Origin of the sequence: Arthrobacter sp. NA-172 (assembly GCF_043952055.1) — a bacterium.
GTDB lineage: Bacteria > Actinomycetota > Actinomycetes > Actinomycetales > Micrococcaceae > Arthrobacter.
In genome coordinates this window covers 923626-943856 of sequence record NZ_JBINOT010000001.1, presented here as the reverse complement: position 1 = coordinate 943856, position 20231 = coordinate 923626, and the positions used below count along the sequence as shown (strand labels likewise).

Genomic DNA, 20231 nt, shown 5'->3' with positions numbered 1-20231 from the left:
GCTTCGCGAACCCCATGGATCGAGGATTCTTTTTGACACCGGTAGTGAGCCTTCGCGGCGCGGGTCTCCAATTTGGCCAACGGGCCCTGTGGAAGGATCTCGATGTGGATATCCAAGCAGGCGAGTTCTTTGCCGTGCTTGGTCCCAACGGCAGCGGCAAGACCAGCTTCCTCAAGGTGCTGCTCGGCCTGCAGAAGCTTCATGCCGGAACAGTGACGGTGAGCGGCTTTCCCGTGGAACGGGGCAGCCGGAAGATCGGCTACGTTCCGCAGCAGAAGTCTTTTGCCCCCGACGCGCCCTTGCGTGCCAGGGATTTGGTTGCCCTGGGCGTCGACGGCCACCGTTGGGGCCTGCGGATGAACGCCAGGGCCGTCAACGAGCGTGTTGACGGTCTCTTGGAATTGGTCGGGGCGAGCGACTACGCCCGCGTGCCGCTTGGCCAATTGTCCGGGGGAGAGCAGCAGAGGCTCCGGGTGGCGCAGGCGCTGGCCGCGGAGCCTGAGCTCCTGCTCTGCGACGAACCGCTGCTGTCCCTGGATCTGCACCACCAGCAGGCCGTGAGCTCCCTCATCAACGAACAATGCCACGATCGGAACAGCGCAGTGGTGTTCGTGACCCACGAGATCAACCCGGTCATTGAATATGTTGACCGTGTCCTCTATCTCGCAGGAGGCAGGTTCAGGGTGGGAACACCGGAAGAGGTCATGACCACCGAGGTCTTGTCCGAGCTGTACAACAGCAATGTGGAGGTCATCCGCGCGAACGGCAGGATCGTCGTCGTCGGGCTCCCGGACGCTACCACGCACTACCACGATGACGCGCACGCAGGCGTGGACGAGGGGCACTAAATGGACCTCGGAAGCATCCTTCACGCCATCTTTCAACTTTGAAAACTACGGCGAACTGCTGGCATTGGTGCAGAATTCCATCTGGGCCGGTGCCGTCCTGGGCCTGCTCGGCGGGCTCGTCGGCACTTTCGTCATGAAGCGGGACCTCGCTTTCGCGGTTCACGGCATTTCGGAATTGTCCTTCGCGGGTGCCTCCTTCGCCTTGCTTGTTGGAGCGGACATCATTTTCGGTTCGCTTGCAGGATCCGTTGCGGCCGCGCTTCTGTTGGGACTCATGGGCGTCCGGGCACGGGACAAGAACTCGATCATTGGCGTCATCATGCCGTTCGGGCTGGGCCTCGGGATCTTGTTCCTGGCGCTTTACCAGGGCCGGGCGGCCAATAAGTTCGGGCTCTTGACGGGCCAGATCGTTTCCGTGGACACGGTGCAGCTCCAGGTTCTGGCAGGCACGGCCGTGATCGTCATGATCGCGTTAGCCGCAATGTGGCGGCCCCTCAACTTCGCCAGCGTCGACCCCGAAATGGCGGAAGCCAGGGGAGTGCCGGTTCGCGCCCTGGCGATTGCCTTCATGGTGTTGCTCGGTGTCAGCGTAGCTTTGTCTATCCAGATAGTCGGCGCCCTGCTGGTGCTGGCATTGCTGATCACTCCGGCGGCGGCCGCCCTGCGGGTCACCACGTCACCACGGCTGGTTGTCCTGCTGAGCGTCCTCTTTGCGATCACGGCCACGGTGGGCGGCATCCTCCTGGCGCTCGGCAGCAGCATCCCGATCAGCCCGTATGTCACCACGTTGTCGTTCCTGATCTACGTGGTGTGCCGGATCATGGGCAACGTGCGCGCCAAACGCGGAATCAACGGCAGGGTGGTCCGTCCACATCAGGCTGCCATCGCCCAAACGGCAGAGGATCGGTCGGTAGCCAGCTAGAGCTGGCCCGCGGCCTTCTTGGCGGTGCACTCAGGGCAGAGTCCGAAAATCTCCACGGTGTGCGCCACTGCCGTATAGCCGTTTTCTGCTGCCACCCTCGCCGCCCACGTCTCGACGGCGGGGGCCTCCACTTCGACCGCCTTGCCGCAATTGCGGCACAGCAAGTGATGGTGGTGGCCGGTGACCGCGCAGCGTCGGTAGACCGCCTCACCCTCGGCATTGCGGAGGACATCGATCAGGCCATCATCGGCGAGCGACTGCAGAATCCGGTAGGCCGTGGCCAAAGATACCGAGATACCGTTGTTCTGGAGCAGCCGGTACAGTTCCTGGGTGCTCACGAAGTCGTCCAGTTCGTCCAAGGCGGCGCTGACAGCCAAGCGCTGCTTAGTGACGCGTTGCTCCTTGACGGCGGGATCCTTTGCAACCGGAAGCGGCTGGGCTGCGGGCCCGGACGTGGCGGCACTGGCGCCGTTTGACATTCGTGGACTCATTTCGATGTGGATGTTCGCAGACACCAAGGTTACCAGCCGGCCACGCTTCGGCCCCGGTTCGTGGACAGCGCCGGAGGACCGCCCCTAGGCTGGCTTCATGAAGCTCACCAAGTTCACCCACGCTTGTGTCCGCCTGCAAAAGGACAGCCAGGTCCTGGCGATTGATCCCGGTACCTTTTCAGAGTCGGCGGAAGCGCTCACGGGCGCTCATGCCGTGCTGATCACGCACGAGCACGCGGACCACGTGGATGCCGACGCGGTCGTCGAAGCGCTCAAAGGAAACCCCGGACTGCAGGTGCATGCGCCCTCTGGTCTCGCTTCCCAGCTTGCTGACAAGGCAGGGGACGACGGCGGCCGCGTGCACGCCGTCGAACCGGGAACCTCTTTTGAGGCGGGCGGCTTTGCCGTGCGTTCCTTCGGAGGCCAGCATGCCCTCATCCACCCGCAGATTCCCGTAGTGGCCAACATCGGCTATCTGGTGGACGAAAACGTCTTCCACCCGGGAGACTCTTTTGTTGTGCCCGACGGCATTGACGTACAGACCTTGCTGGTTCCCCTCCACGCGCCCTGGCTCGAAAGTGGGCGAAGTGGTTGACTTTGTGATCGCCGTCCGGGCGCCCAAGGCCTATCCGGTTCACGACGCGTTGCTCAACGAACTCGGCCGTGGCCTCGTGGAAGCCCACGTGACCAGGATCGGCGCGAAGTACGGCACCAGTTACTCGCGGCTGTCGCCGCGGGACTCGGTGGAGGTTTAGCCGGAAGCTGGCTATATATTGCCCGGCCAGGTGCCGGTTTCGAAAAAGTCAGCCAGCACGGCCTCGTAGGGAGCAGGATCCAGGCCACGTTCGGCGAGCCAGTCCGGGTTGTAATAGCTTCCCGCGTAACGATCGCCGGCGTCGCACATGAGGGACACAATGCTGCCGCGCTTCCCTTGTGCCACCATGTCGGCGACCACCTGGCAGACCCCCCACAGATTGGTTCCCGTGGACGGTCCGGCATGGAGCCCTGCGAGCCGGTGCAATTGCCGCATGGCGGCCACGGAGGCAGCATCCGGAACCTGGATCATGGTGTCGATGACGGCCGGAACGAAACTGGGCTCCATGCGCGGCCGTCCAATGCCTTCGATCCTGGAGGGCATGCCTGTGGAGTAGTCCGGCACGCCGTCGCGCCAGCCGGGGTAGAACGCGGAATTTTCGGGATCGACCACGGCTAGCCGGGTCTGGTGGCAGTGGTACCTCAAATACCGGCCGATCGTTGCGCTGGTCCCGCCGGTTCCGGCACCCACCACGATCCACTCGGGGACCGGATGCTCTTCGAGGGCGAGTTGCTCGAAAATCGATTCCGCGATGTTGTTGTTGCCCCGCCAGTCGGTAGCGCGCTCAGCGTAAGTGAACTGGTCCATGTAATAACCGCCGGACGTACGGGCAACGTCCTCCGCCATGGCGTAGACCTCGGAGGCATGGTCCACCAGTAGGCAGGCGCCCCCGAATTCCTCGATGAGGGCAATCTTTTCCGGGCTGGTTGTCCGGGTCATCACAGCGATGAACGGAAGCCCGATCAGCCGGGCGAAGTACGCTTCGGAGACCGCTGTGCTCCCGCTGGAAGCCTCGACGATGGTGGTCCCCTCCGTGATCCAGCCGTTGACCAGGCCATACAGGAAGAGTGAGCGGGCCAAGCGGTGCTTGAGGCTGCCGGAACGGTGGGTTGACTCGTCCTTGAGATAGAGCTGGACACCCCAGTGTTCGGGGAGGGGGACGGCATAGAGGTGCGTATCCGCCGAGCGGTTGTTCTCGGCCTCGATTCGGCGTATTGCTTCGCTGGCCCAAGCCCGGTCCTGATTGCGTAGAGTGCTCACCGATCCAGCCTACCGGCGCTGTCTGCCGCCCAAGGATAGGCTGGGAGCCGGTCGGCAGCTGCAGCGCAGCAGCTCGATAGTCGTCTGGTAGCTACTGCACAACGAAGGAGATTTGATGGCCACCCTCATTGACGTAGCCGCGCTCAAGGACCGCATGGATGCGGGCCGGCGGACCGTATTGCTCGATGTCCGCTGGGTTCTGGGCGATCCCCACGGCCATTCGCACTTCCGCCAGGCCCATATCCCGGGCGCCGTCTACGTGAACCTGCACAATGAACTTGCGGATCCCACCGCCGAGGGCCAGGGCAGGCACCCGCTGCCGCCCACTGCGGCGCTGCAGCGCAGCGCCCGTGCCTGGGGCATCAACGACGGCGACACCGTAGTGGCCTACGACGACAGTGGCAGCACCGCTGCGGCGCGGTTGTGGTGGCTGCTCCGCGATGCCGGTTTCCATTCCGTGCTACTGCTCGACGGCGGCTTGGGCGCCTGGCGCTCGGCCGGCTATCCGCTGGCGCAGGACGAGCAACCGCCGGTTCCGGGCGACGTCGTGCTTGGACACGGCCACATGGATGCCATCAGCATGGACGAGGCAGCGGACTGGCACAGCCGTGGAATTCTTCTCGATGCCCGGGCGGGGGAGCGCTACCGCGGCGAGATCGAACCCATCGATCCCCGGGCCGGACACATTCCCGGCGCGCTGAGCGCCCCCACCAGCGCAAACCTTGGCCCGGACGGCAGCTTCCTCAAGCCGGACCAGCTCCGCGCCAGGTTCGCAGGCCTGGGCGTGGACGATGGCAGCAAGGTTGCAGTCTACTGTGGCTCCGGTGTCACGGCGGCCCATGAAATCGCCGCCCTCGAGATTGCCGGATTCAGGGCGGCGCTCTTCCCGGGATCCTTTTCGCAGTGGTCCTCGCTTGACTCCAACCCCGTAGTCACCGGAGCCGAGCCGCTTGGATCCGCGGGCTAATGAACCAGGCCGATGAACCGGGCCAATGAAGCCTGCCATTGAATCCGAGGGGGAGTGGCTAACGCCGACTGGCAAAGATTCAGCCAGCGGGGGTAGCGTCGGAGCATGACTCCCGGACGCCCCGTTCCCCCGCCCCTTGGCAAGCCGCTCCTCTTGAATGACGAGACACCGAGCGCCGATCCGTCTGACGCGCCGACCCTCGCGGCCGCCTACGGCACGCCAACCCTCGCGGCCGCCTACGGCACGCCAACCCTCGCGGCCGCCTACGGCGCCACTTCCGCGGAGAGCGGTCTTGTCCCGCTGACCGTGGCCCGCCGCGCCCCCAAAGAGGACGACGTCGAGATCGAGATCGATTTCTGCGGACTGTGTCACTCCGATGTGCACGCGACACGGGGCGAGTGGGGCGCACAGAGCTATCCACTGATTCCCGGCCACGAAATCGTGGGCCGGGTACGGAGCGTGGGCTCCGCCGTCGACGACTTCGCGCCGGGTGATCTGGTTGGCGTCGGTTGCTTGGTGGATTCCTGCCGGGAATGCGAAAGCTGCCTCAAAGGCCTGGAACAATATTGCGAACGCGGAAACGTAGGCACTTACGGCGTCAAGGACGCCCGCAACGGAGATTCCATCACCCAGGGCGGTTACTCCACTTCGGTGGTGGTGGACCGCCGGTTCGTCCTGCGCGTGCCCGAGGGCCTGGACCCCGCCGCGGTGGCGCCCCTGCTCTGCGCGGGCATCACCACCTACTCGCCACTGCGCTACTTCGACGTCGATGAAGGCAACGTGGTGGGCGTCGTCGGTCTCGGAGGCCTGGGCCATATGGCTGTCAAGATTGCCAAGGCCATGGGGGCACAGGTGGTGGTGTTTACGACGTCGGACGCCAAGATCGATGCGGCAAGGGAACTCGGGGCGGACGAGGTGATCCTTTCGAAGGACCCGGAAGCCATGGAGGGCGCAGACCGGACGATCGACGTCATCATCGATACGGTAGCGGCACCCCATGACCTGAACCCGTACTTCCGCACCCTGCGCCTGGAAGGGGCCCTCTTCCAATTGGGACTGCCATCCTCTGCCATGCCACCGGTGAGCCCCGGTGCACTGATCCGGCGTCGGCTTTCTTATGCAGGCTCCTTGATCGGCGGCATCGCCGAAACCCAGGAAATGCTGGACTTCTGTGCGGAGCATGGCGTAGTCAGCGACGTCGAAGTCGTTACTGCCCGGCAACTCAACGAGGCCTACGACCGCATGGTTGCCGGCGACGTGAAATACCGTTTCGTCCTCGATACCAAGACCCTTCAGCCCGCTTCGGAAAAGGCAGACGTATGAGCACCCTGTTTACCAAGATCATCAACGGCGAGATTCCCGGACGTTTTGTCTGGAAGGACGACGACGTGGTGGCCTTCCTGACCATCGCTCCGCTGACCGACGGCCACACGCTCGTGGTGCCGCGCCAGGAAGTGGACCGTTGGACGGATGCGGCTCCCGAACTTCTCGTGAAGGTCATGGCCGTTGCCCAGACCGTCGGCCAGGCCCAGGTGAAGGTGTTCGACGCACCCCGGGCGGGTTTGTCAGTGGTCGGCTTCGAAGTGGAGCACTTCCACGTGCACGTCTTCCCGGCAACGTCCCTGGCTGACTTCGACTTCGGAACCGTAGAGCACAACCCGGACCCTGCCCGGCTCGACGCGAATGCGGCGAAACTCCGCGCAGGCCTCATTGACGCAGGCCACGGCGAGTTCGTGCCGGCTAACTGAACCGGCTTGAGGCTTTGGCCCCGCCTACGCCGGGGCCAAAGCCCGGTTGAGGACCGTTCGGATACGCTTTTCCGACACCGAGTAGGCCGTGCCGAGCTCGACGGCGAAAAGGCTCACGCGAAGTTCTTCGATCATCCAGCGCACCCGGGTCAGCTCAGCGCCGGCCCGCCGGCCGGGCAGCAGCGCCGAGACAGCGTCGTCGTAGTCATCTTCCAGAGCCTGGACAACGGACATGTTCAGCCCATCGCGCTGGACATTGTTCGGGAGCTTTTCGAGGCGCTTCTCGATTCCGGCCAGATAGCGCGGCAACTGGCTCAACTGGGCGTAGCCCGTCCGTGCCACAAAACCGGGGAACACGAGCTGCTCCAGCTGGCTTTTCATGTCGTTCAGCGAGCTGATCAAGGCAAGACTGGTACTGCCCTTAAGTTGCTTTTCGATCCGCCGGGTACTCGCCAGGACGCGTTCGACGACGGCCGTCACCGTGAAGACGGTGTCGATCAGTTCCGCGCGGACCACCTCATACAGGGCATCGAACGCTTTCTTGTCCCACGGAAGCTCGGCCGGGGTTAGCTTGTCGATGGCCGCCAGGGCGCAGTCGGCGATCAGCGCGCTCACTGAACCGTGCGGGTTCTGGCTGAAGGTGAGTTTCTCGGTGTTGTTCAGGTGTTCCAGGACATAGCGGTCCGGGGCGGGAACCCGGAGCGCAAGGAGCCTGATAACGCCGCCGCGCATGGCAGCCTCTTGCTCCGCACGGGTTTGGAACACGCGTAACGCGACAGACTTGCCCTCGTCCACCAGGGCCGGGAATCCCGTGACGTCGTGGCCCTTCACCATGCGGGTCACTTGACGCTCGATCGTTCCGAACGTCCACTCGGTGAGCCCGGACTGCTCAGACAGAAAACCTGCGGTCTGCGGTCCGCCGCTGCCGCCGGGAGAAGCGGAGACACGAGCAGTAGCGGCCTCGATGGCAGCTCCGGTGCCTTGCGGAACTTTGGTGCGTGCCGCCGTCGCGGGCGTTACTCCGAGGGATTCCGCGATGGCGCGGCGGGTAGCGGGGGCCAGCTGCTCTTGAAGCGCTGCGAGGTCCTTGCCCTCGTCCAGCACCTTGCCGCGGCTGTCCACTACTTTGAAGCTGACGCGCAGATGCGCCGGCACGGCGTCCCAGTTCCACGAGCCGGGAGGGATGATGTGGCCGCGGATTCGGCGCAGCACGAGCTCCAGTGAGGACTCAAGATCGTCTGACTCAGGTTCGAAGTCGTTTTCCAAAGCGGCCGTGGCTTGCCGGGCAACATCCGGAGCGGGAACGAAGTTTTTGCGGATCTGCTTCGGCAGCGACTTGATCAATGCCGTGACGAGCTCCACCCTCTGGCCGGGGATCTGCCAACGGAAGGCGGCGTCGTCGAGCTGGTTGAGGAACAGCACCGGGACCTCGGCTGTGACACCGTCCGAGGGGTTGGGGAGCGATCCCGGAGCCACGGGATGGAACTCGTAGCTGAGTGGCAATTCAAAACCCTTGTGTAGCCAGGTCTTAGGGTAGGCGGAATCGTCCAGTGCCTCGGCGTCCTCGCTGATGAGCAGCGATTGGTCGAAGTCCAGCAGCGTCGGATCCTGCTGCCGGGCTTCCTTCCACCATTTGTCGAAGTGCCGTTCGGAGACGACGTCCTTGCCGACCCTGGCGTCATAGAACTCGAATAGTGCGTGGTCGTCCACCAGAATGTCACGCCGACGCATTCGCGTCTCGAGTTCTTCGATCTCAAGGAGCAGGGCACGGTTGCGATGGAAGAATTTGTGGTGGGTCCGCCAATCGCCCTCAACGAGGGCATGCCGGATGAAGAGTTCGCGGGAGAGCTCGGGGTCGATCCTGCCGTAGTTGATCCGGCGGTTCGGGATGATGGGAACCCCGTAGAGCATGACCTTTTCGTGCGCCATGACCGAGCCCGTGCGGGTGGACCAATGTGGTTCGCTGTACGAGCGCTTGACGAGATCCGGAGCTACCTGCTCGGCCCACAGGGGATCGAATTTCGCAGCGACCCGCGCCCACAGCCTGCTGGTTTCAACCAATTCCGCGGCCATGACAAACACCGGCGATTTCTTGAACAGTGCCGAGCCCGGGAAGATGGCGAAACGGCTGCCCCGGGCCCCGGCATATTCGCGCTTTCGTTCATCCAGCATGCCGATGTGGCTCAGGAGCCCCGAAAGCAAGCTGATGTGGATGCCCTCGTTGTTACCCACGGGGTCGGCCTCGCGCTTGTTGTCGATAGTGATGCCCAGCGGCTTCGCGAGCTGGCGCAATTGCTGGAAGAGGTCCTGCCATTCGCGGACGCGCAGGTAGTTGATAAATTCGTTCCTGCACAGCCGGCGGAACTGCGTGGAGGAGAGCTCCTGCTGCTTTTCCTGGATGTAGTTCCACAGGTTCAGGAATCCGGTGAAGTCGGAATTCTCGTCCCGGAAGCGTGCGTGCTTCTCCGCAGCAAGCTGTTGTTTGCCAGAGCCGTCCCCCTGGGGGCGTTCACGCGGATCCTGGATGGTGAGTGCAGCCGCCAGGATCATGACTTCCTTGACGCAGCCGCGCTTCCCGGCCTCCACGATCATCCTGCCGAGCCGGGGGTCCACTGGCAGTTGCGCCAGTTTCTGCCCGACGGCGGTGAGGCCTCCCGTGCGCCCGTTGCCGCCGTCGCTAGTGCGGGCGGCGCTCAGGGCGCCGAGTTCGCGAAGCAAAGTGACGCCGTCGTTGATGGCGCGGGAGTCCGGCGGCTCAACAAAGGGGAAGTTCTCGACGTCCTTGGGGCCGCGGGCCACTCCCATGGCCGTCATCTGAAGGATGACAGCGGCCAGATTGGTTCGCAGGATCTCCGGATCGGTGAATTGGGGGCGGGACTTGAAATCTTCTTCGGAATAGAGCCGGATGGCAATGCCCTCGGATACACGCCCGCAGCGTCCGGAGCGCTGGCTGGCCGAGGCCTGTGATACGCGTTCGATCGGCAGCCGTTGCACCTTGGTGCGGTGCGAATAGCGCGAAATGCGGGCGGTGCCGGTGTCGATGACGTACTTGATGCCGGGCACCGTCAGGGACGTTTCCGCGACGTTGGTTGCCAAGATGATGCGTCGTTTTCCGCCGGGGTTGAAGACCCTGTGCTGCTCCTGCAGGCTCAGCCGGGCGAAAAGGGGCAGAACCTCTGTGCCGGCCAGCCTGCGGTTGGACTGGATCCGGCCGTTGAGGGCCTCGGCTGCGTCGCGAATTTCGCGCTCGCCGGAGAAAAATACAAGAATATCTCCTGGCGCCTCCTTCGAAAGTTCGTCGACGGCGTCACACACGGCGTCTAGCGGATCGCGGTCTTCCTCGAGTTGGTCGTCGGACGCGTCCTCATCGCTTTCAGCCGAGCCCGGGGCGGGTTGGGACAGCGGCCGGTAGCGGATCTCCACCGGGTACGTCCGGCCTGAGACCTCGATAATCGGTGCGGGTTCTTCCTCGCTGCCGAAGTGCTTGGCGAAACGTTGGGGATCGATGGTAGCCGAGGTGATGATGACTTTCAGGTCCGGCCGCTGCGGAAGGATCCGCTTGAGGTAGCCCAGGATGAAGTCAATGTTGAGGCTGCGCTCGTGCGCCTCGTCGATGATGATCGTGCTGTATTTGCGCAGCAGTTTGTCGCGCTGGATTTCTGCCAGCAGGATGCCGTCCGTCATCAGCTTGATCTTCGTAGCCCTGCTGACCTCGCCGGTGAAACGGACCTGGAAGCCGACTTCCTGGCCGATCTCCACGCCCATCTCGAACGCGATGCGTTCGGCAACGGTCCGCGCGGCAAGGCGGCGGGGCTGGGTGTGGCCGATCAGGCCCTTGTCCCCGAGGCCGAGTTCCAGGCACATCTTCGGGATCTGGGTGGTCTTGCCGGAACCGGTCTCACCGGCGATGATGGTCACCTGGTTTGCGGCGATAGCCGCCATCAGGTCCTCGCGGCGCTCGGAAACGGGCAGCTCTGCGGGGTAGGAAATATGAAGTGTCATGGCTGCTGACAGTCTACTGCGGCGGCGCGTTGCCTTGCAGTGCGTGATCGCCGGCCGCTTTTTCCAGTCGCCCCGCCATGACGCGGGCGTAGTCTTTGAACTCCTCCGGAGAGATGATCTCGAAGTCCATGTCCAGGGCAGCGAGGTGCGCTGCCGGTTGAGCGAGGCTGTCCCAGCCAGCCCGGAGGAGGGTGGCGTTCCCGCCGTCGTCGCTCAAGCTGGCGAGTTGCGGGCCGACGACGGCGGCCACGTCGCCGATGGGGGCGTGAAGGCGCACCACGACGTCGTAGCGGTATGGCGAGCGGGTGACCGAGCGTTGGACATAGTCCGCGAGGTCCTCGGCGGGCAAGGGGCGCGGCGCATACTTTTTCCGTTCGACAGGCAGGGAAGCGATGCGGTCGGCGCGGAACGTGCGCCAGTCTTCCCGGTCAACGTCCCACGCCACGAGATACCAACGTCTCCCGGTATCCACCAGTCGGTAAGGCTCTACCAAGCGGCGGCCGGCGTCGCCGTCGGCTTTGACGTAGTCGAAACTGAGCTGCCGTTTGTCCGCGATCGCCGCGGAGACCACGGTGAGCTGCTGGGGATCCACGGAGGCCGCATTGCTGGGCAGGGTGGTGACCGCGGCCTTGAGCATGGCGAATTTGGGGCGGAGGCGCGAGGGCAGGACCTGTTCGAGTTTGGCTAGAGCCCTTACAGAGGCTTCTCCGATGCCGGCCACGGGGCCTGCCGCCACGGAGTTCAGGCCCAGGGCGACGGCGAGGGCTTCATTGTCGTCGAGCAACAAGGGCGGGAGCTGGGCGCCGGCGCCCAGCTGGTAGCCCCCGGCTATCCCGGGCGAAGCGTGGATGGGGTAGCCGAGGTTGCGTAGTTTGTCGATGTCGCGGCGAACGGTCCGCTCGGTGACGCCCATGCGGTTGGCCAAGGCCGGGCCTGTCCATTCGCGCCGGACCTGCAGCAAGGACAGCAGTTGCAGCAGCCTGGCAGACGTCTGGATCATGGCATTGAATCTAGCCCACTATGCGGACAATAGCCGTCCTTATTTCTTTGAAGGGCACGTGGGTCGAAAGGCAGGTTGATTAAAACGCGCGCAGCGTCCAGCAAGAGTTGCTAGGCAGGTCCCGCGCGGACCAAGGCTCGGCGTGGTCGGGCAGATGGTGGCCGCGGCCGTCCCGAAGGACAGCTGAGACGGTACCCGCGAGCGTGACGAGGAGGAGGATGAACACTAAGACTCCGACCATTTCCATGACTCCATCGTGTTCTTTCTCCGGGTCAAGAAACAGTGGCAGAAACGACCCACTTAAGCAATTTTCTGCCATGATGGAATCATGTTGAAAACGGTGGCAATCATTGTTGTTCCCAACTTTTCGATGTTCGAGTTCGGGACCGCCTGTGAGGTCTTTGGCATTGACCGGGAGGCCCGGGGAGCGGCGTTCCACGCTTTGAATTCAGGGTGTGCACGCCGAACCCAGGCGAGGTGCTAATGAAGTCCGGCCTGTCAATGCACGTTCCCCTCGGGCTGGAGGCAACGGCCGATGCCGACCTTGTCATCATGGCCCCCTACGGCCGCGACGAGGACGTGCCGGTTTCCGTGCTCGATGCGTTGACGGCTGCGCATGCCCGCGGAGCATGGGTCATGTCGATTTGTTCCGGCGCCTACGCACTCGCGCGGGCGGGACTTTTGGACGGCCGCCGCTGCACCACGCACTGGCACTACTCGCAGGACTTGGCGAGCAGGTTTCCGAAGATCCACGTTGACGAGAATGTGCTTTACGTCCAGGACGGAAAGCTGATCACGAGTGCGGGCACGGCAGCGGGCATAGACGCCTGCCTGCATCTGATCCGGGTGGAGTTGGGCGCAAACGTCGCAGCAGCCATTGCACGGGACATGGTGGTTCCGCCGCACCGGGACGGCGGCCAGGCCCAGTTCATTGACCGACCCATGCCAACATGCGGCTCCGCCCCCATGGAGGCGTTGCTGCGCTGGATGGTGGAGAACCTTGAGCGGGACCACAGTGTCAACGAGCTCGCGGCGCGGCTGCACATGTCCGCCCGAACCTTCGCGCGCCGTTTCCGGGCAGAAACGGGCGCCACGCCCGCGGCCTGGCGCAGTTCACAGCGAGTGCTCCGGGCCCAGGAAGCTCCTGGAAACCACGGACTTGAACATTGACGAAGTCGCTCGCGCTGCCGGGTTCGGACATCCAGTGCTATTGCGGCACCACTTTGCGAAGGTCTTGGATACGAGCCCGCAGTCATACCGGAGGGCGTTCCGCGGCCAGTTGGCAGAAGTCAGCTAGAACGGCGGGAAGCCGGGTTCCCCGCGCGCTGCACCGGAACGCCCGCTAGCGGCGGAAGGTCTCCCGCCCCTCTCCCTTGGCCTTCTCCACGAGGATGTGCCAGGGCCCGGTCACTGCGTTCTCCGGTAGTGTGGCCCTGCGTTGTCCGGCGCGGATCGAATACACGAACCTGTCAGCCTCGCCGCCTGCCGCAGGGCTCGCCGTCCCGGCAGTTTGCGGGCGGGAGGGCACTTCGTCCCAAGGGCAGGCTTCCACGATCGGCATCCACCGCAGCTTGTCTTCGGAGCTGGCTACATCCACGGTCCAGATGCGCGTCATTGCGGCGACGCCGCCGCTGCGCTGGACGGTGATTTTCATTGTTCGACGGCTTCCACGGCTCCGGAGGGGTTGCTAGAGCTTTACCTTCACAGTTTCCCATGCCTTCAAGACGGCGTCGTGCTCGGTTGAACCAGTGCCGAACAGCTCCTCTGCCGACGCCTCGGTGGCCTTCGCGAAGCGCCTGAAAGTGCACGTGGCAGGAAGCGAACCGCTGGTCAGAGTGTTGTACCAGATCTGTCCCGGCGCCTCCCATGCATTGCCGCCCAGTTCAAGGGCAACCGTCGAAAAGGCACGGTTGGGGATTCCCGAGTTGATGTGGACGCCGCCGTTGTCCGCTGTGGTGCGGACGTAGCTGTCCATGGAGTCCGGTTGCGGATCCTTGCCGAGGACGTCGTCGTCGTAGGCCGTGCCGGGGGCTTTCATTGAACGGAGGGCGGCGCCCTGGACGGAGTCAGTGAATAAGCCTTCGCCGATTAGCCAACTGGCCTCGGAAGCAGACTGGTTCCTCGCATGTTGTTCCACGAGCGCGCCGAAGACGTCAGACATGGACTCGTTGAGGGCGCCGGCTTGGTTCCGGTAGGCGAGGGCAGCCGTGTACTGGGTGACGCCGTGGGTAAGTTCATGGCCGATCACACTGAGCGACTTCGTGAACCTTTGGAAGATCTCGCCGTCGCCATCGCCGAAGACCATTTGGCTGCCATTCCAGAACGCGTTGTCGTAGAGCTCACCGTAGTGGACCGTCGCGTTGAGTTTCAGGCCGGCTCCGTCGATCGAATTTCGGCTGAACGCTTCTGCGTAGAGCCTGTGGGTTTCGCCCAGTCCTTCGTAGGCTTCATCGGCGGCTGCGTCCCCCGTGGCCGGGCCGTCCTCCTTGCGGATGAGCTTGCCAGGGCAGCGCTTCGGTGGAGCCGGCGTCGAAGATGGTCCGTTTGGGTGGACCGGGTTTCGCCTGGCGCGCCGTGGGTATGGCGGGCGGCACAGGAAGGGCGCGGACCGCCTGGAGGCTCTTGATCTGGAGCAGGGATTCCTTGGCCGCGCGCGCAATGATCCGAAGGCGGGGCTCGTTCTGGGTGGCCAACCTGCGCAGCATGTAGGGCGGAATAATGGAACAGATCATGGCGAACCCTTTCGTAGCTGTTGGACTTGGCCGGGTACGAACAGCTTAGGAGTGGCCACCGACATTTTGGCCGGCCACGTGCGGCATGTCCGGGATCACGAGCGGTGGGAGTCCTCCACCAGGCAAACTTCTAACGGTTCCGCCTCTCTTTCGGATCCCATCAGGATCCCTCGCAGCTTTCCGAGATCCACGATGCCATTGCCCCATGCAAGCTCAATTTCGTAGAGGGCTTGCTTGTTGCGGCGGGCTGCTTCACATTCAGGCATCGGTGTCCTTGGGTTTGGGGCAAAGGATGGTTGCGAGCTGCGACGGGGGAAGTCGCGAAAGCTTCATCGCGAGGACTGGGGTTTTGATCTCCAGCTCCGGGAAAGCGGACATCGGCTCCTCCTCGTTGGCGGTCTGCACAAGGACTATGTGGGCGCAGGACCCAAAACGTGACGCCAATTTACGCAAATTTTTGGCGCCGGGCCGTTTTTGTACCGGCCCACCGCAGCACGGCGAGCGCTCAGCCGAGCGCCGTCCTGACCCTCTTTGACCGCGAAGTGGCCCTCTGAATGGCGTGTCGGCGGCGTGTTGTGCTAGGAGCTCCTCCAAAGAAGGTCAGGACGGCTCCACCCCTGGCCGGACGCGGACGTGACACACCCGGGAGTTACACACGTCTTGTCCTATAACCCCTATCGACCCCGGCGTGTCACCCCTCGCTGCCGGAAAGCGCAAGGAAAAACCCCGTCAGTTCTCTGAACTGACGGGGTTTTTGTTGTGCCCTCGATAGGATTCGAACCTACGGCCTTCTGCTCCGGAGGCAGACGCTCTATCCCCTGAGCTACGAGGGCATCCGGGGCTCCCATCCGTTGCCGGAGGGACGTCCATGAGCTTAGCAGGTCACCGCACCGCAATGGAAAACGGGACGCTGCAACGGAAAACGGGCGGCGCGCGCCGTCAGTAGCCCGAAAATGAGTCCACGTGGATTCGCCGGGCTCCCGCGTGGCGTGCGGCAGCACGGAGGGTGTCCACGTTTGCCGGGGACCCGGAAACGTACACATCCCGGTCTGCTACGTCCGGCACGAGTTCCCGCAGTGAGTCGCCGTCGATCCGGCGGCGTCCGGCGTCGCTCATGAACGACGGCGGCGCGGAACCGTCTGCCACGCGCGCAATGACCCGCGCCCCGGAGGCCTCCAGAACTTCGTGCCCGGCAAGCTCGGCGGCGCTGGGGGCGAGATACAACACGACGATGTCCCTTCTCCGGGAGTCGCCGGACGCCAGTTGCGACAGGAAAGGCGTAATCCCGATTCCCGCCGCGATAAGCAGCACGGGTTTGCCGGCGTCGGGAGGAAGGATAAAGTCGCCACCCACAGAGGTGCCGCGAACGCATTCGCCCGGCTCAAGCGCGAGCAGCGCACGTTTGGCGGTGGAGACAGGCTCCCCGGTGCCGACGCCGAAAGTCACCTCGGGCGCGTCCGGCGCGCTGGTGATGCTGAAGACGCGTCGCCGCCCTTTTCCGTCGGACCTCGAGTGCGGGAGGTTGAGTTCCATGAATTGTCCCGGCAAGAAGCGAACGGGCCGTTGTGGCTCAAAGCGGAATTCGGTGGTGAATGGCGTCAGCGGACGCGAACCCTTGAACGTCAACATGACCCCTCCTCGCTGTCCTACAAGGAACGCGAGGAGGTTTCCGATGAGGAGCGCGAGTTCGGGCGAATTGGCAACGATGCCTACGTGGAAGGGCACCGCAAAGAAGACTCCGACCACGATCGCCAGCGCCATTTGCTGCCACCGCCGGGGAGGCAGGGTAAGGGGCTCCGTCAGCATGAAGCCGGCGAAAAACAGGAGGGGCTGCTGCGAGATCGGCTGCCACAGGGCTGACCCGAAGCTCATGCCGCTCCGCAAGAGCACGGCGCACACGATGGCTACAGTCACCACAAGGAAAGTGGCCGCCATTTGCACCTTGAGGGTCCGGTACAAGACGAGCAGGACGCCCGGCACCAGGAGCCACAGCATGGCCGGAGTTGCTGCCCACCAAGTAGCGACATTGAGGCCGGTGAGGCCAACAACGAAGGCGCCAGCCGCGGCAGGATTGAAGATGTGACGGCCACGGAAGGCCAAAACATATTTGGAGAGCGAAGCCACGACGCACGCCAAGGCGACTCCGGCGAGATTCGGCAGCTGGACTGAGGGAATCAGCTCAGTTGGCCAGAACAGGAAGTACAACAGAAGGCCGGTGATGAGCGCGGATTCGGAGTGTGGCTGGACTTTGAACAGCATGGCCACGAGCCGGCTGGACGCATACGTCAATCCGAGGCACAGCAGCAGGTGGACCAGCATTTCAGGCAGGCCGAAAGTGAGCCAGCCCAGGATGTTCAACACCATGCTGTAGAGCACAAGGACGCCGAGGACCCAGAGAATCAGCCGGTACATCGTGAAACGGCCAAGCCAGGCGTCAACGCGGGCTTTGATGGCAATCATGTGAAAAGTGTCCCTTCAAATCCCGCCGAAAAAGCAGCGTGTCCGTCCGAATAGACATTGAGCCAGGAGAAATCGAATTCTTCCTCAAGCGTCTTCGGGTCCACCATGAAGAGCGCTGTAGCCAGGGCGTCGGCTTCCATTGTGGTGGCAGCCATGGCCCACGTCGCCACCACCGTCTGGATCGGGCGCCCGGTGGCGCCGTCGAGGACGTGGTGCAGGCCGTCGCCCCACGCGCGCCGGTTGGCCGCGGAGGCGCACAACGCACCTCCGTGGAGTTCGACGACGCCGATCGCCTGGGTGGGGTCGTAAGGGTGTTCAAGGGCCACACTCAGCGGCTCCGGCCCGGAATGGAGCATGTCACCGCTCGCATCGACAATGAACTCCGTGATTCCAGCGGCGCGCAGGACGGCGGCCGTGAGGTCCACCAGTTGGCCTTTACCGGCGGCTCCAATGTCCAGCACCAAGGGCGCGGACGTGGTGATTTCCGTGCCGGTCCACAGGAGGACGTCCTCCCACCGCGGCGCCGGCACCGGATGGCCGAGAGGCCGCAGGGCGTAGTCCGCTCCGTAGCCCAATTGCTCAAGGCTGCCGCCAATGAGTGGCGTCATGGCGCCATGACTGAGCCGGTACAACTTCCCGAATAGCGCTTCCAGTTCGGCGCCGCCTGCCGGGAGAGTGACGGATCCGGCTTCCCGGGAGAGTCCAGCGATCAAGGAGTCGCCGCGGAACCGCGAGTAGCTTCGGTCGTAATCCTCTACAACTTCCAACAGCTTGCCGCGCACCGCTCCCGACAGTTGCTCCGGCGTCGAAATCTCCCACCGGGTTCCGATTCCGTCGAAGCTGAAGTCGCTCCAGCCCCCGTGCGGCATGGCGGTTATTTGGCCTTGGCCTTGATAAGTTCCACGGCCTGGTTGAACCCGCCGCCGGTCAACGAAGAGCCGGCTACCTTGGAGACATTGATGTCATCCAGCTTCTTTCCGACCACCTGCGCGGCAATGCCGTCCTTGAACTGGCTCTGGAACATCTGAGTGTTCGGGCTGGTCGGGTGGACGGTGACGTCGACCTTCGAGACGGTGTTGCCGGACAGGGTCAATTGGACGCCCAAGGTCTCGTCGCCGTTGGGCGACACATAGTTGCCGTCGGCACTGTAGGTGCCGTCCTTATAGGGCGCCGAAAAAGAAGAACTCGGTTTGGGCTGTGCAGGGTTTTGCTGCGTGCTGCCTTGTGCTGCGGGCGCGCAGCCTGCCACGGACCCGGCCAGTGAAAGGCCGGCGGCGCCGACGAGGAGGCTCTTGCGGAGTGGCGTGGTCATGGATCTGCTCGTTTCAACTGGACAGAAAAGGTCAACTGGACAAGAAAAGGTCCGGGGCTCAACGGCTGCGAGGCCCGGGGGTCGCTCACATGTTCAACGTTCAACCAAGCGTATCGGTTCAGCCTGAGAGCTCCAGGGGGTGAAGCTGTGCGCCCGCTGGATGCTGGCTGGCGCTCGCGTGTATGCGGTCGTGAACGCAAAGAATTCCACCACTTGCAAGCCCCACCGGTAGGCTAGACGAGTGACTCCCGAAGAACTCTCCGCCGCCATATCCGCCTGCCTGAAAGACGCTGTCGCCGCCGGCGAGCTTGCGCTTTCCGAATCCGCCCTCCCGGAGGACGTGCGCGTGGAGCGACCCAAGAACCGGGAGCACGGCGACTGGGCCACCAACATTGCCTTGCAGCTGGCTAAGCATGCCGGCACCAACCCACGCGAATTCGCCACCATCCTGAGCAAGCGGTTGGAAGCAATCCGCGGCGTCACCGCAGTGGAAATCGCCGGCCCCGGGTTCCTCAATATCACCGTGGACGCAGCCGCAGCCGGTGCGCTGGCCAAGGTCATTGTCGAGGCGGGAAGTTCCTACGGAACGAACCAGGCGCTCGCAGGCCACGTGGTCAACATGGAATTCGTCTCGGCGAACCCCACGGGACCGCTGCACATTGGCCACACGCGCTGGGCCGCCCTGGGTGATTCCATTGCCCGCGTGCTGCGCGCCTCCGGTGCGGACGTCACCGCAGAGTACTACATCAACGACGCCGGCTCGCAGATGAACGTTTTTGGGAACTCGGTGCTGTCCCGCCTGCACGGACGCGGTGTTCCGGAGGGCGGCTATCCCGGTGAGTACATCCGGGAACTCGGGGACGAGGTCCTCAAGGCACACCCCGGCATCCGCGAGCTCACCGACGCAGCCGCCCTGCCGGTGATCCGGGCCGCCGCTTACCAGGCCCAGATGAAGGACATCAAGGTCACGCTTGCCGAGTTCGGCGTGAGCTTCGATGTCTACTTCTCGGAGCAGGAACTGCACGACGCCGGCGCGATCGAGTCCGCTGTCGCGCGCCTGCGGGAGCAAGGCCACGTGTTCGACGACGGCGGGGCGGTCTGGCTGCGCACCACGGACTTCGGCGATGACAAAGACCGCGTGATGATCCGCGCCAACGGCGAACCCACGTATTTCGCTGCCGACGCTGCCTACTACCTGTCGAAGAAGGACCGCGGCTTCACGGAGAAGATCTACCTGCTTGGTGCGGACCACCATGGTTACATCAACCGGCTCAAGGCCATTGCCGCCTGTGCCGGTGACGACCCCGAGGTTAACATCGAGGTCCTGATCGGACAGCTGGTCTCCGTCAACGGCGCCAAGCTGTCCAAGCGCGCCGGAAACATCATCGAGCTCAAGGACCTGATCGAGTGGCTCGGGAAGGACGCGGTCCGCTATTCGCTGGCCCGTTTCCCCGCTGATTCGCCGCTGACGCTGGATCCGGAACTGCTGAAGAAGAACAGCAATGAAAACCCGGTTTTCTACGTCCAGTACGCACACGCCCGTTCGCGCGGAACTGCCCGCAACGCGATCGAGGCCGGCGTGGACCACAGCGCTTTCGATGCATCCCTGCTGGACCACCCCACCGAGAACGAACTGCTTTCCTACTTGGGCAGCTACCCGTCCATCGTGGCCAAGGCTGCCGAACTCCGTGAACCGCACCGCGTTGCCCGGCACCTTGAGGTCATCGCGGGCGCCTACCACCGCTGGTACGACGCGTGCCGCGTTTCGCCATTGGGGGACGAGCCGGTTCAGGACGTCAACCGCACCCGGCTCTGGCTCAACGACGCCACCAGCCAAGTGCTGGCCAACGGACTTGACCTCCTTGGCGTTTCGGCTCCGGAACGGATGTGATCG

Annotated in this window: 15 protein-coding genes, 1 tRNA gene and 4 pseudogenes; 8 read left to right on the top strand and 12 right to left on the bottom strand. The window is 63.8% G+C overall.

The annotated features are described in order from the left end of the window. Positions 1-14 precede the first annotated feature (14 nt). Positions 15-848 carry a metal ABC transporter ATP-binding protein gene (locus ACF0H6_RS04750; RefSeq protein WP_395248649.1) on the top strand — a complete coding sequence of 278 codons (834 nt, stop codon included), beginning with the start codon at positions 15-17 and terminating at the stop codon, positions 846-848. Next, positions 849-1770, top strand: a pseudogene (locus ACF0H6_RS04745) (metal ABC transporter permease). It abuts the gene before it with no gap. On the opposite strand, the gene ACF0H6_RS04740 reads toward ACF0H6_RS04745, so the two are convergent. Further along, entirely contained in the window at positions 1767-2249 is a 483-nt protein-coding gene (locus ACF0H6_RS04740; protein ID WP_395248648.1) for a Fur family transcriptional regulator, read from the bottom strand. The pseudogene ACF0H6_RS04745 and the gene ACF0H6_RS04740 sit on opposite strands and share 4 nt — an antisense overlap. Before the next feature lie 109 nt (positions 2250-2358). Here ACF0H6_RS04740 and ACF0H6_RS04735 point away from each other — a divergent pair. Then, positions 2359-3016, top strand: a pseudogene (locus ACF0H6_RS04735) (MBL fold metallo-hydrolase). An 11-nt stretch (positions 3017-3027) separates the two neighbouring features. Here the strand turns inward: ACF0H6_RS04735 and ACF0H6_RS04730 are convergent. Beyond that, complete coding sequence (locus tag ACF0H6_RS04730; protein WP_395248647.1) at positions 3028-4116, bottom strand: PLP-dependent cysteine synthase family protein; 1089 nt, start codon at positions 4114-4116, stop codon at positions 3028-3030. Positions 4117-4231: 115 nt separating this feature from the next. On the opposite strand from ACF0H6_RS04730, the gene ACF0H6_RS04725 reads away from it, so the two are divergent. From ACF0H6_RS04725 to ACF0H6_RS04715, 3 genes are all read left to right on the top strand, one after another. Continuing rightward, positions 4232-5083 carry a sulfurtransferase gene (locus tag ACF0H6_RS04725; RefSeq protein WP_395248646.1) on the top strand — a complete coding sequence of 284 codons (852 nt, stop codon included), beginning with the start codon at positions 4232-4234 and terminating at the stop codon, positions 5081-5083. 105 nt (positions 5084-5188) lie between these two features. Beyond that, positions 5189-6406 (top strand): NAD(P)-dependent alcohol dehydrogenase, encoded by a 1218-nt coding sequence (locus ACF0H6_RS04720; RefSeq protein WP_395248645.1) that lies wholly within the window; start codon positions 5189-5191, stop codon positions 6404-6406. Further along, entirely contained in the window at positions 6403-6831 is a 429-nt protein-coding gene (locus tag ACF0H6_RS04715; RefSeq protein WP_395248644.1) for an HIT family protein, read from the top strand. The genes ACF0H6_RS04720 and ACF0H6_RS04715 overlap by 4 nt, the downstream gene beginning before the upstream one ends. A gap of 24 nt (positions 6832-6855) precedes the next feature. Here ACF0H6_RS04715 and hrpA read toward each other — a convergent pair whose 3' ends face one another. From hrpA to ACF0H6_RS04700, 3 genes are all read right to left on the bottom strand, one after another. Then, positions 6856-10833 (bottom strand): ATP-dependent RNA helicase HrpA, encoded by a 3978-nt coding sequence (gene hrpA, locus ACF0H6_RS04710; RefSeq protein ID WP_395248643.1) that lies wholly within the window; start codon positions 10831-10833, stop codon positions 6856-6858. 13 nt (positions 10834-10846) lie between these two features. Beyond that, positions 10847-11833, bottom strand: coding sequence for a helix-turn-helix transcriptional regulator (locus ACF0H6_RS04705; protein ID WP_395248642.1), 987 nt, complete (start codon positions 11831-11833; stop codon positions 10847-10849). A gap of 79 nt (positions 11834-11912) precedes the next feature. Continuing rightward, positions 11913-12074: a hypothetical protein gene (locus tag ACF0H6_RS04700; RefSeq protein WP_395248641.1), complete on the bottom strand. Its 162-nt coding sequence runs from the start codon at positions 12072-12074 to the stop codon at positions 11913-11915. 87 nt (positions 12075-12161) lie between these two features. Between ACF0H6_RS04700 and ACF0H6_RS04695 the strand changes: the two are divergent. Next, positions 12162-13130 (top strand): annotated as a pseudogene (locus ACF0H6_RS04695) (GlxA family transcriptional regulator). Positions 13131-13175: 45 nt separating this feature from the next. Here ACF0H6_RS04695 and ACF0H6_RS04690 read toward each other — a convergent pair. From ACF0H6_RS04690 to ACF0H6_RS04660, 7 genes and pseudogenes are all read right to left on the bottom strand, one after another. Beyond that, entirely contained in the window at positions 13176-13487 is a 312-nt protein-coding gene (locus tag ACF0H6_RS04690) for a protealysin inhibitor emfourin (RefSeq protein WP_395248640.1), read from the bottom strand. Positions 13488-13520: 33 nt separating this feature from the next. Continuing rightward, positions 13521-14565 (bottom strand): annotated as a pseudogene (locus ACF0H6_RS04685) (M4 family metallopeptidase). 95 nt (positions 14566-14660) lie between these two features. Next, entirely contained in the window at positions 14661-14831 is a 171-nt protein-coding gene (locus tag ACF0H6_RS04680; RefSeq protein ID WP_395248639.1) for a hypothetical protein, read from the bottom strand. Between the two features lie 494 nt (positions 14832-15325). Further along, a tRNA-Arg gene (locus ACF0H6_RS04675) sits at positions 15326-15398 on the bottom strand. 106 nt (positions 15399-15504) lie between these two features. After that, the gene (locus tag ACF0H6_RS04670; protein WP_395248638.1) at positions 15505-17025 is read right to left on the bottom strand and encodes an FAD-dependent oxidoreductase; all 1521 of its coding nucleotides are present in this window, start codon (positions 17023-17025) and stop codon (positions 15505-15507) included. Beyond that, the gene (locus tag ACF0H6_RS04665) at positions 17022-17894 is read right to left on the bottom strand and encodes an FAD:protein FMN transferase (RefSeq protein WP_395248637.1); all 873 of its coding nucleotides are present in this window, start codon (positions 17892-17894) and stop codon (positions 17022-17024) included. The genes ACF0H6_RS04670 and ACF0H6_RS04665 overlap by 4 nt, the downstream gene beginning before the upstream one ends. 5 nt (positions 17895-17899) lie before the next feature. Then, positions 17900-18337 carry a hypothetical protein gene (locus ACF0H6_RS04660; RefSeq protein ID WP_395248636.1) on the bottom strand — a complete coding sequence of 146 codons (438 nt, stop codon included), beginning with the start codon at positions 18335-18337 and terminating at the stop codon, positions 17900-17902. A 241-nt stretch (positions 18338-18578) separates the two neighbouring features. Here ACF0H6_RS04660 and argS point away from each other — a divergent pair, with 241 nt between their 5' ends. Beyond that, complete coding sequence (argS, locus tag ACF0H6_RS04655) at positions 18579-20228, top strand: arginine--tRNA ligase (protein ID WP_395248635.1); 1650 nt, start codon at positions 18579-18581, stop codon at positions 20226-20228. The last annotated feature ends 3 nt before the right edge of the window (positions 20229-20231 follow it).

What these genes read in the sequence shown, in the direction of transcription:
- ACF0H6_RS04750 (WP_395248649.1), top strand. Translation starts at nt 15, where the DNA reads ATGGATCGAGGATTCTTTTTGACACCGGTAGTGAGCCTTCGCGGCGCG.
- ACF0H6_RS04740 (WP_395248648.1), bottom strand. Translation starts at nt 2,249, where the DNA reads ATGTCAAACGGCGCCAGTGCCGCCACGTCCGGGCCCGCAGCCCAGCCG.
- ACF0H6_RS04725 (WP_395248646.1), top strand. Translation starts at nt 4,232, where the DNA reads ATGGCCACCCTCATTGACGTAGCCGCGCTCAAGGACCGCATGGATGCG.
- ACF0H6_RS04720 (WP_395248645.1), top strand. Translation starts at nt 5,189, where the DNA reads ATGACTCCCGGACGCCCCGTTCCCCCGCCCCTTGGCAAGCCGCTCCTC.
- ACF0H6_RS04715 (WP_395248644.1), top strand. Translation starts at nt 6,403, where the DNA reads ATGAGCACCCTGTTTACCAAGATCATCAACGGCGAGATTCCCGGACGT.
- hrpA (WP_395248643.1), bottom strand. Translation starts at nt 10,833, where the DNA reads ATGACACTTCATATTTCCTACCCCGCAGAGCTGCCCGTTTCCGAGCGC.
- ACF0H6_RS04705 (WP_395248642.1), bottom strand. Translation starts at nt 11,833, where the DNA reads ATGATCCAGACGTCTGCCAGGCTGCTGCAACTGCTGTCCTTGCTGCAG.
- ACF0H6_RS04700 (WP_395248641.1), bottom strand. Translation starts at nt 12,074, where the DNA reads ATGGTCGGAGTCTTAGTGTTCATCCTCCTCCTCGTCACGCTCGCGGGT.
- ACF0H6_RS04690 (WP_395248640.1), bottom strand. Translation starts at nt 13,487, where the DNA reads ATGAAAATCACCGTCCAGCGCAGCGGCGGCGTCGCCGCAATGACGCGC.
- ACF0H6_RS04680 (WP_395248639.1), bottom strand. Translation starts at nt 14,831, where the DNA reads ATGCCTGAATGTGAAGCAGCCCGCCGCAACAAGCAAGCCCTCTACGAA.
- ACF0H6_RS04670 (WP_395248638.1), bottom strand. Translation starts at nt 17,025, where the DNA reads ATGATTGCCATCAAAGCCCGCGTTGACGCCTGGCTTGGCCGTTTCACG.
- ACF0H6_RS04665 (WP_395248637.1), bottom strand. Translation starts at nt 17,894, where the DNA reads ATGCCGCACGGGGGCTGGAGCGACTTCAGCTTCGACGGAATCGGAACC.
- ACF0H6_RS04660 (WP_395248636.1), bottom strand. Translation starts at nt 18,337, where the DNA reads ATGACCACGCCACTCCGCAAGAGCCTCCTCGTCGGCGCCGCCGGCCTT.